General features: G+C 64.9%; 6 protein-coding genes. 5 read left to right on the forward strand and 1 reads right to left on the reverse strand.

What is annotated here, in order from left to right:
• Positions 1 to 69: 69 nt before the first annotated feature.
• From sat to KQ303_RS00850, 3 genes are all read left to right on the forward strand, one after another.
• On the forward strand, positions 70 to 1,257 hold the full coding sequence (gene sat, locus KQ303_RS00840; RefSeq protein ID WP_259728775.1) for a sulfate adenylyltransferase: 1,188 nt from the start codon (positions 70 to 72) through the stop codon (positions 1,255 to 1,257).
• A 55-nt stretch (positions 1,258 to 1,312) separates the two neighbouring features.
• Positions 1,313 to 3,157, forward strand: coding sequence for an ATP-dependent zinc metalloprotease FtsH3 (ftsH3, locus tag KQ303_RS00845; RefSeq protein ID WP_094514883.1), 1,845 nt, complete (start codon positions 1,313 to 1,315; stop codon positions 3,155 to 3,157).
• A gap of 73 nt (positions 3,158 to 3,230) precedes the next feature.
• Complete coding sequence (locus KQ303_RS00850; RefSeq protein ID WP_259728776.1) at positions 3,231 to 3,911, forward strand: bifunctional 4-hydroxy-2-oxoglutarate aldolase/2-dehydro-3-deoxy-phosphogluconate aldolase; 681 nt, start codon at positions 3,231 to 3,233, stop codon at positions 3,909 to 3,911.
• 118 nt (positions 3,912 to 4,029) lie between these two features.
• Here KQ303_RS00850 and aroC read toward each other — a convergent pair whose 3' ends face one another.
• Entirely contained in the window at positions 4,030 to 5,118 is a 1,089-nt protein-coding gene (aroC, locus tag KQ303_RS00855) for a chorismate synthase (protein WP_259728779.1), read from the reverse strand.
• 565 nt (positions 5,119 to 5,683) lie between these two features.
• On the opposite strand from aroC, the gene KQ303_RS00860 reads away from it, so the two are divergent.
• The gene (locus tag KQ303_RS00860) at positions 5,684 to 6,541 is read left to right on the forward strand and encodes a methyltransferase domain-containing protein (RefSeq protein ID WP_259728777.1); all 858 of its coding nucleotides are present in this window, start codon (positions 5,684 to 5,686) and stop codon (positions 6,539 to 6,541) included.
• A gap of 26 nt (positions 6,542 to 6,567) precedes the next feature.
• Positions 6,568 to 7,932, forward strand: a complete 1,365-nt coding sequence (locus KQ303_RS00865; RefSeq protein WP_259728778.1) for an APC family permease — start codon at positions 6,568 to 6,570, stop codon at positions 7,930 to 7,932.
• The last annotated feature ends 408 nt before the right edge of the window (positions 7,933 to 8,340 follow it).

Below are 8,340 nucleotides of genomic sequence, written 5' to 3' on the forward strand. Positions count from 1 at the left end.
CCCATCGGGCCGGGCTCCCCTGTTCACCCCCCAGGCAAGGGTGCTCTGAAAGAATCTCTCCATTCCCTGATGTCGCTGCCCGTGACCTCAACCACTTCCGCCGACGGCCAACCCATGGTTCATGGGATCGCGCCCCATGGCGGCACGCTCGTTGATCTGCGCGTGCCGCCCGAGCAGGTGGCGGCGGTGAAGGCCGGTGTGGATCGGGTGCTGGAGTGCTCCGATCGCAACGCCTGCGACGTGGAACTGCTGATGGTGGGCGGCTTCTCGCCCCTGCGCGGCTTTATGCACGAAGAGGATTACCACGCTGTGGTGAGCGGGAACCGCACCACCTCGGGCCTGCTCTTTGGCCTGCCGGTGGTGATGGACACCGACGACGACACCATCGCCCCGGGCGATCGCCTGCTGCTCACCTATCGCGGACAGGACCTGGCGGTGCTCACGGTCGAGAGCCGCTGGGAACCCGACAAGGTGCGTGAGGCGGCCGGTTGCTACGGCACCACCTCGATCGAGCACCCGGCGGTGCGCATGATCTGCGGCGAGCGCGGGCGCTTCTACCTCGGCGGCATGCTGCAGGGCCTGGAGCTGCCCCGCCGGGTCTTTCCCTGCCAGACGCCGGCCGAGGTGCGCAGCCAGTTGCCTGCCAGCGAAGACGTGGTGGCCTTCCAGTGCCGCAACCCGATCCACCGGGCCCACTATGAGCTGTTCACCCGTGCCTTGCACGCCACCAACGTGAGCGCCAATGCCGTGGTGCTGGTGCATCCCACCTGCGGCCCCACCCAGGAAGACGACATCGCCGGCGAGGTGCGCTTTCAGTCGTATGAGCGGCTGGCCGCCGAGGTGGACAACCCCCGCATCCGCTGGGCCTATCTGCCCTACGCCATGCACATGGCCGGCCCGCGTGAGGCCCTGCAGCACATGATCATCCGCAAGAACTACGGCTGCAGCCACTTCATCATCGGCCGCGACATGGCCGGCTGCAAATCGTCCCTCACCGGCGACGACTTCTACGGCCCCTACCAGGCGCAGGATTTCGCCCGCGACCAGGCCACCGAGCTAGGCATGGAAACGGTGCCGTCGCTCAACCTCGTGTACACCGAGGAGGAGGGCTACGTGACCGCCGAGCACGCCGAGGCCCGCGGGCTGCATGTGAAGAAACTCAGTGGCACCCAGTTCCGTCAGATGCTGCGCAGCGGCGAGGAGATCCCGGAATGGTTCGCCTTCCGTAGCGTGGTGGAGGTCCTGCGCGCCGTCTGACGGCCTGCCGCCCCATTAACATTCCGTTACTTCCATCTCATCAGGAGCACACAGGGTGAAAAAGCGCTGGCGCAATGCGGGGCTCTATGTGCTCCTTGCCGTCGTGGTGATCGCCGTGGGAACGGCCTTCCTCGACCGGCCCAACCCGGCCAACGCCCCCCGCACGCTCCGCTACAGCGACTTCGTTGAAGCGGTGCAAGGCAAGCAGGTGTCGCGCGTGCTCATCTCCCCCGACCGGGGCACCGCACAGATCGTCGAGAACGATGGCGGCCGCGCGGTGGTCAACCTCGCCCCTGACAAGGACCTCCTGAAGCTGCTGACCGACAACAACGTCGACATCGCCGTGCAGCCCAGCCGCGAACCGGCGGCCTGGCAACAGGCGATCGGCAGCCTGCTGTTCCCCTTGCTCCTGCTCGGCGGCCTCTTCTTCCTGCTGCGCCGCGCCCAGGGTGGCGGTGGCAACCCGGCCATGAGCTTCGGCAAGAGCAAGGCCCGGGTGCAGATGGAACCGCAGACCCAGGTCACCTTCGGTGATGTGGCCGGCATCGAAGGCGCCAAGCTCGAGCTCACCGAGGTGGTCGACTTCCTCAAGAACCCCGATCGCTTCACGGCCGTCGGCGCCAAGATCCCCAAAGGCGTGCTGCTGGTGGGCCCCCCCGGCACCGGCAAGACCCTGCTGGCTAAAGCGGTGGCTGGTGAGGCCGGCGTGCCCTTCTTCTCGATCTCCGGTTCGGAGTTCGTGGAGATGTTCGTGGGCGTGGGCGCCAGCCGCGTGCGCGACCTGTTTGAGCAGGCCAAGAAGAATGCCCCCTGCATCGTGTTCATCGATGAGATCGACGCGGTGGGCCGTCAGCGCGGCGCCGGCCTCGGCGGTGGCAACGACGAGCGGGAGCAGACCCTCAACCAGCTGCTCACCGAAATGGACGGCTTCGAGGGCAACACCGGCATCATCATCGTGGCTGCCACCAACCGCCCCGATGTGCTCGATTCAGCGCTGATGCGGCCGGGTCGCTTCGATCGCCAGGTGGTGGTCGATCGCCCCGACTACGCGGGCCGGCTGCAGATCCTCGGTGTCCACGCCCGCGGCAAGACCCTCGCCAAGGATGTCGACCTCGACCGCGTCGCTCGCCGCACCCCCGGTTTCACCGGCGCCGACCTGGCCAACTTGCTCAACGAAGCGGCGATCCTGGCGGCCCGCCGCCAGCTCACCGAAGTGTCGATGGATGAGGTCAACGACGCGATCGAGCGCGTGATGGCCGGCCCCGAGAAGAAAGACCGGGTGATGAGCGAGAAGCGAAAGCGCCTCGTGGCGTATCACGAAGCGGGCCATGCCCTCGTGGGCGCCCTGATGCCCGACTACGACCCGGTGCAGAAGATCAGCATCATTCCCCGCGGCCAGGCCGGCGGCCTCACCTTCTTCACCCCCAGTGAAGAGCGGATGGAATCGGGCCTCTATTCCCGCGCCTATCTGCAGAACCAGATGGCTGTCGCCCTGGGTGGCCGTGTCGCCGAAGAGATCGTCTACGGCGAAGACGAAGTCACCACCGGTGCCTCCAACGACCTCCAGCAGGTGGCCCGCGTCGCCCGCCAGATGGTCACCCGCTTCGGCATGTCCGATCGGCTGGGTCCTGTGGCCCTCGGTCGCTCCCAGGGCGGCATGTTCCTCGGCCGTGACATCGCCGCCGAGCGCGACTTCTCCGAAGACACCGCCGCCGCCATCGATGAGGAGGTGGGGCAACTGGTGGAAGAGGCCTATCGCCGCGCCAAGGGCGTGCTCACCGACAACCGTTCGGTGCTCGACGAACTCGCCGACATCCTGGTGGAAAAGGAAACCGTGGATGCCGAGGAGCTGCAGGAGCTGCTGATCCGCAGCGATGTGCGGGTCGCCGAGTACGTCTGAGCCAGCAGGTGTTCCGCAGCTCCTGTCTGGGGCTGCGGATTGGGGGCCCGCCACTGGCGGGCTGATCTCTTCCTTGCGGGAGCAGCCCCTGCTCACCGTCGTGCGCTGCGCTGAGGCCGCCGCACTCCACTGTCAAGTGGAGCAGCTGGCCTCAGCGGGTGTACTGCATGTGGAGGTGGCCTGGTCGCCCCAGTCCGGCTGGGTGGAGCAGTGCCAGGCATTGCAAGGCCAGTTTCCCGGCCTGTTGTTGGGAGCAGCGTCGATCACCACGACCGCTGCCCTCGCCGATGTGCGTGCGGCCGGTCTGTCCTATGCGATGTCGCCGCTGCTGTGCCCCGAGCTGCTGGCCGAGGCGGCACGGCTGGATCTGGTGCTCGTGCCAGGAGTGATGACCCCCACGGAGGTGGAGCGTGCCCGGCGCCTTGGCTGTGGTCTCGTCAAGTTGTTTCCGGCGGCGGCGCTCGGCCCTGGCTACTGGCGCCTGCTGGCCGGTCCTCTGGCTCCGCTGCCCTTCTGCATCGCCGCCGGTGGCCTGCGCCCTGCCGATGTGCCCGTCTGGTTGGCGGCTGGGGTGCAGGCGGTCACCCTGGGTTCGGCCCTCTTCACCGCCGGCCGGGAGGCCGGCCTGGACCCTCAGCTGGCGCTGCTGCTGCAGGCCCTCAAGCAGGCTTCAGCAGCCGCCTCAGCCAAGAACGCAGATAATCCGGACAGTCCTGCAAACACCGGGCAAGGGCTGCCCTTCTCTCAGGCCTGAGCCAATCTTGTGTGCGTGGCAGCCTGAGCGGAAAGCTGTGCCCATCAAGAGCTGAGGGAGCCTGCCTGCTTCCCAGCGGGCGGCCGCCCTCCTGCCGCCGGCCCCGGCATCAGCGTGATCACCAAAGACTGCATTGCCCCTGTTGACGCAGCAGGTGATCGGCCAGCACCAGGGCCACCATTGCTTCCACCATCGGCACCGCGCGCGGCAGGACGCAGGGATCGTGGCGTCCTTTGGCTTCGAGCGTGGTGGCCTCGCCGGCAAGCGTGACCGTCTGCTGGGCCTTGCGGATCGTGGCGGTGGGCTTGAAGCCCACCCGCAGGCAGATCTCCTCGCCGTTGCTGATGCCGCCCTGGATGCCCCCGGAATTGTTGGTGGAGGTGTGCAGGCTGCCATCCGCGGTGGGCAGGAAGGCATCGTTGTGCTCACTGCCTCTCAGCAGGGTTCCGGCGAAGCCGGAGCCGATCTCAAAACCCTTGGTGGCTGGCAGTGACATCACCGCCTTGGCCAGATCCGCCTCCAGCTTGTCGAACACCGGCATGCCCAGCCCTGGCGGCGGCCGCCGCACCACGCACTCGATCACCCCACCGCAGGAATCACCCTCGCGGCCGATCGTCTCGATCCGTTCGATCATTCGCTCCGCCGTTCCCGGGTCGGGGCAGCGCACGATGTTGGCCTCCACAGCGGCCAGGGTGACCAGCGCTGGATCGATCTGCGCCTCGATCGTGTGGATGCGCCGCACCCAGGCCATCACCTCGGTGCCGTGGGCGCGGGCCAGCAACTGCTTGGCGATCGCACCGGCGGCCACCCGGCCGATCGTTTCCCGCGCCGAGGCGCGGCCACCGCCGCTGCGTGCCTGGATCCCGTACTTGGCCTGGTACGTGGCATCAGCGTGGGAGGGGCGAAAGGCCACCTCCATGTCCTTGTAGTCGCCGGGACGCTGGTCCTGATTGCGCACCAGCATGGCGATCGGGGTGCCGAGGGTGACCCCATCGAGCAGCCCGCTGAGCACCTCCACCTGATCGGCTTCCTTGCGCGGGGTGGTGATGCGGCTCTGCCCCGGCCTGCGCCGGTCGAGCTCGGCCTGAATCGCCGCCAGATCCAGCGGCAGCCGCGGCGGGCAGCCATCCACGATCACCCCCACGCCACCGCCGTGCGATTCGCCGAAGGTGCTGATACGAAAGAGCTGGCCGAAGCTGCTGCCCATGGCGCCGTTGCACTGGCTGGAGCCTACCGATTCGAGCTGCTGCGCCTCAGGTATCACCTCTCTGCTGTCTCAGGCCGGCGTCGCTTGCCTGGCGCCGCTCCCCGCGCTTCTCATCCCCGCCCCGATGGCCCGCGCATGAGGTCTGCGCCACACCGTTCCCGCGGCCTTAGGGGGCGCTGGCGGTTGGATCGATGCCCTGCAACCTGCATGCACGCAATACCGGTGAAGGGTCATTGTTCTCACTGCCAAGGGGTGAATGTTCCGTCATTTGGATGGAGAAGGTCGCAGGCGAAAGGGGAAGCTTTCGGCCCATTCACGGGCATTCCACTCCGCTATTGCACGCAAGAGAGTGGATACTCCGTTGGATAAAATGGACATCTCGAGTGCTGTGGAGCACATCAACCCTGAAGTGAGGGCCACCAAGATGGTGGCGAGATGATCCATTGAGGTGATGCCCCCTTTGTCCCACTGCGGCGGTCATCCAGTCGGACTATTGGGGTCGGCTCGAAGAACAAGCCGTTCGATGGTGAGGATCAATGGTCTGGCCTTGGTCACATCAGCGTTGTTGGTCTGGCTGCTGCCACCGGTCGCTGCAAGGGCCGATGGCTCCCAAGCCACGCCAGGCGATGTGCTGTACCAGCCAAGCGTGGGTCAGGAAGGGAAGGACGTGATCTGGGTGCCAACGCCGGATGCCCTGATGCAGGCCATGTTGGACATCGCGAACATCCAGGACGGTGACATTCTTTACGACCTTGGCTCAGGCGACGGCAAGATTGTAATCGGCGCGGCTCAACGCTATGGGATCAAAGCTGTTGGCATTGAGTACAACCCAGATCTGGTTGCGCTTGCCAAACGTCATGCCGCTCGGGCCGCAGTGAACGACAAGGTGACGTTCATCAGGGGAGACATCTTCAAAGAGGATTTCAGCGAAGCCACGGTGCTCACGCTTTACCTCTTGCCACAACTCAACGTGAAGCTGAAGCCCACCATCCTGGCGATGCGTCCGGGCACCCGTGTTGTATCCAATTCCTTCGATATGGGCACCTGGCCGGCTGATGCCACCATTGAGCTGGAAGGGGGCAGAGGCTATTTCTGGGTGGTTCCGGCCTCGGTGCAGGGCCGTTGGCAGCTGGGCGCTCATGGTGCGAAGCCGGCAGCGGAGCTTGACATCCAGCAGTCCTTCCAGCTGCTGGGAGGCCGCCTGCTGCTCAATGGTGAGAGCCTCAGCATTCTCTCCGGACGGATGCGGGGCGAAGCGATCAGCTTCACCTACGGCACCAGATCAGCCAATGGTGACGAACCCCGCGGCACGTTCAAGGGAACGGTCCGAGCCGGAATCCTTGCCGGAACCCTCAGCGATCAGGGGGTGGACGTGCAGCTGTCAGGTGGCCGGATCGGCCAAGCGCTTCGGAGTCGGCCATGAGCCAATTGTGCGCGCAGGCAGAGTCCATGACCTCCTCCTCTTTAGCCAAGACCAATCCAGCCAGGGTGGTCCACCAATGGGAAGCTGTTTGCCTGATCGTTGGCCTGGTGATCGGAGCCGGGATCTTCAAGACCCCCAGCCTGGTGGCGCAGTTCACCCAGGATCCCGGCTGGTTGATCACTGCCTGGGTTGTGGGGGCTGTGGTGAGCTTCACCGGCGCCCTTTGTTATGCCGAACTCAGTTCCGCTTACCCCCACATCGGCGGTGAGTATCACTTCCTCACCCTGGCTTATGGCCGCAGGTTGTCGTTCCTGTATGCCTGGACCAAGGCCACGGTGATCAATCCTGGCTCGATTGCTCTGCTTGCTTTTGTGTTCAGCGACGCCATCAGCCGTCTGCTGCCCCTGGGCCTCCGATCTGAAGGGATGGGGGCGCTGGTTGTCGTGCTTGTGCTCACGGCATCGAATCTGCTGGGGCTGCGCGTGGCCACCGGCATCCAGAAACCACTGGTGCTGGTGATCCTGGTTGGTTTGCTGATCATCAGCATTGCCGGTTTTGCCAGCAATGGTCACCTCGCGTCTATCTCCACCGAGGCCTTTCAGAGCAGTCCCCGTCCGGCCAGCCTGGGCACAGCCCTGGTGTTCGTGCTGCTCACCTTCGGCGGTTGGAATGAGGCCGCCACCATCTCTTCAGAGGTGAGAGGTGGGCCTCGCGCGGTCACGAACGTGCTGGTGCTGAGCCTGGTGTTGATCACCGCGATCTATCTGGTGTTCAACCTGTCGTTGCTTTCCGCGCTGGGGATCTCCGGGCTTGCCCAAAGCTCTGCTGCCGCCGTGGATGTTCTGGGCCAGACCCTTGGCCGCTGGGCAGAGCTGGCTGTGATCCTGCTGATCGGGGCGGCCGCCCTCACCAGCATCAACGCAACGATGGTGATGGGTGCAAGGGCCAACCATGCCCTTGGCCAAGGCTGGCAGGCCCTTGGCTTCCTCGGCGGATGGCAGAGGGTACGAAGCACCCCCACCCGGAGTTTTCTGGTTCAGAGTCTTTTCAGCAGCGCGTTGATTGCGATCGCCGCCGTTCAACCCGATGGCTTCACGGCGATCGTGGAATACACCGCACCCCTCTTCTGGGCTTTTCTCACCCTGATTGCACTGTCCCTGATCATCCTGCGCCGCCGCTCCGGTGCGCCAAGCGTGAACACTTTCCAGACGCCACTCTTCCCCTTGTGTCCGCTTCTTTTCGCTGTGGCATGTGTCTATCTAGCGTTTTCAAGCTTCCAGCATGCCGCTGCCAATGAACCGGCTTTCCTCTCTCTGTTTGTCTTGCTCTCTGGTGTTGTTGCTCTGGTAGGCCTGTGCCTGCGGCAGCGAAAGCTCCACCTTCTTTCTTGATCGCAAAGCTGAAGCTGCTGCACGGAGGGCGCTCTTGCCCTTGGTGGAGTCTGCTGATTCGAACTGCAGCGTCCGAGGCGTCAGAACGTTCTTGCCCGGGATCTGCACGGAAGGCTGTTCACGCGCTTCCTGCCGGTCTGAGCCGATGCCGACATGCGTGCGCCTTGTGCTCACAGGCGGCAGCCACCACCCCTGGCCCTAAGCCGTTCTTCATCATTCGCACCTGTTTGCCCACACCCACACCCAATCCCAATCCCAGTCCCAGTCCCCCATCCACCTCTCGCTGCTTCCTGCCAAAAAAAAAGCCCCCGCAATCTGCGGGGGCTGCTGATCAATCGATGCTCCTCAACCTGTCTTCGATGAAAACCTGTTGAAGAACGTAGGGGATCAGCCGATCGCCGGAGCGGA

Source organism: Synechococcus sp. CS-1333 (assembly GCF_025128015.1).
Classification (GTDB): domain Bacteria; phylum Cyanobacteriota; class Cyanobacteriia; order PCC-6307; family Cyanobiaceae; genus MW101C3.

Excerpts from the sequence above, each read along its gene's own strand:
- sat (WP_259728775.1), top strand. The coding sequence starts at position 70 with ATGTCGCTGCCCGTGACCTCAACCACTTCCGCCGACGGCCAACCCATG.
- aroC (WP_259728779.1), bottom strand. The coding sequence starts at position 5,118 with ATGGGCAGCAGCTTCGGCCAGCTCTTTCGTATCAGCACCTTCGGCGAA.
- KQ303_RS00865 (WP_259728778.1), top strand. The coding sequence starts at position 6,568 with ATGACCTCCTCCTCTTTAGCCAAGACCAATCCAGCCAGGGTGGTCCAC.